At 42.3% G+C, this 1,229-nt stretch carries 2 protein-coding genes and 1 pseudogene; 1 reads left to right on the top strand and 2 read right to left on the bottom strand.

Annotated features, from left to right (window positions below):
• Positions 1-195: pseudogene (locus tag GOU96_RS17590) on the bottom strand (hypothetical protein); the annotation flags it as partial.
• A gap of 37 nt (positions 196-232) precedes the next feature.
• Here GOU96_RS17590 and GOU96_RS17585 point away from each other — a divergent pair.
• Entirely contained in the window at positions 233-475 is a 243-nt protein-coding gene (locus tag GOU96_RS17585) for a hypothetical protein (protein WP_139799907.1), read from the top strand.
• A gap of 577 nt (positions 476-1,052) precedes the next feature.
• On the opposite strand, the gene GOU96_RS17580 is transcribed toward GOU96_RS17585, so the two are convergent.
• Positions 1,053-1,229 (bottom strand): cold-shock protein (locus tag GOU96_RS17580; RefSeq protein WP_324702072.1); only part of this gene is annotated, 177 nt, incomplete at its 5' end.

Raw genomic sequence — 1,229 nt, 5'->3', positions numbered from 1 at the left:
CGCAATCACTTTGTCCAACTTGGAAGATACATTGGACGCTTTAAATGCAAATTCAGCGGCCTGCTTGGCTTGTGGAGTTACCTCGGCTGCACTCCAACCGCCCATCAAAGGCTTTTGCGCAGGCGCAGCATAGCTACTAAGGCTTACGCCGCTCAAACCGGCGCACAGTGCCGCAACCATCAGCATTTTCTTCATCTTGTCTCTCCGTGTTAACGCTCATTTTGAGCCATACATGAATAACACTAAAAGTGTGATTTATATCACCATGCCACATTTACACGCCAAATACAAATCAGCTACAGCCGTAACAATTGAGCGTGCCGTGCACTGTATCCACGTATTGCAGGTGATATCGAGTCCCACTCATCTAATGCGCACCAGCAGAGAAAAAAGATCAGTTGAGAGGCAACTAAACGCCATGCTGCAAGGGAATATTATTATTTTTCGTCAGCAACGCGTTTATTGGCAAAAATGAGAGGTTAATCGGCGCAAAGAGAGTAACGCTCAATCATTGCGATAATTAACTGATGTAGGGATATTAAAAAGACCATCAAACGCCAACGCCGGCACGCATCATGCCGTGGCATGAATTATTACGATAGAACAGCGAAATTACCGACTAATGCATCGCGGGAATAAATATTACCCCGACTGGTACTTTCACAATAGTTGATACTGATGCCAACACCGCTATGACCACTATAAAAATGGATGTGACGAATAAGCGCATCACTATTTAATTGATGCAATGAGGATTCCCAAGAGAAATCACCCACAGTGAATTTTATAATCATTATTTTAATTCTTCAGTTATTTTCTTAATAATTTCTTTATTTTGGTAAAACCAAAATCTGCTTCTGCCATTAACTTTAGCCATAAAAAACCTTATATATTATTCAACGCTGAATTTCTGTAGCCTTTCAACGTCAATATAAAGTTGATTTAAAGCAATCAATAACAGAAATAACAGGATAGGAAATCGAACGGGTATCGAGGATAACGGTGACAAGGAAAACGGGCGGCGGGCGCCCGCTTTCTGGTATCAGAGAGGCTTACAGCGCGGTAACGTTAGACGCTTGTGGGCCTTTGGCACCTTGCTCAACATCAAAAGAAACCTTTTGGCCTTCTTTCAAGGTTTTGAAACCTTCAGAGATAATGGCACGGAAATGTACAAATACATCTGCGCCGCCGTTGTCTTGAGCAATAAAGCCAAAACCTTTATCTTCGTT

It is taken from the genome of Vibrio sp. R-1 (assembly GCF_035615595.1).
GTDB classification, from domain to species: Bacteria; Pseudomonadota; Gammaproteobacteria; order Enterobacterales; family Vibrionaceae; genus Vibrio; species Vibrio cholerae.
This window is presented reverse-complemented; position numbering and strand designations above follow the sequence as displayed.

What these genes read in the sequence shown, in the direction of transcription:
- GOU96_RS17585 (WP_139799907.1), top strand. Translation starts at nt 233, where the DNA reads ATGAATAACACTAAAAGTGTGATTTATATCACCATGCCACATTTACAC.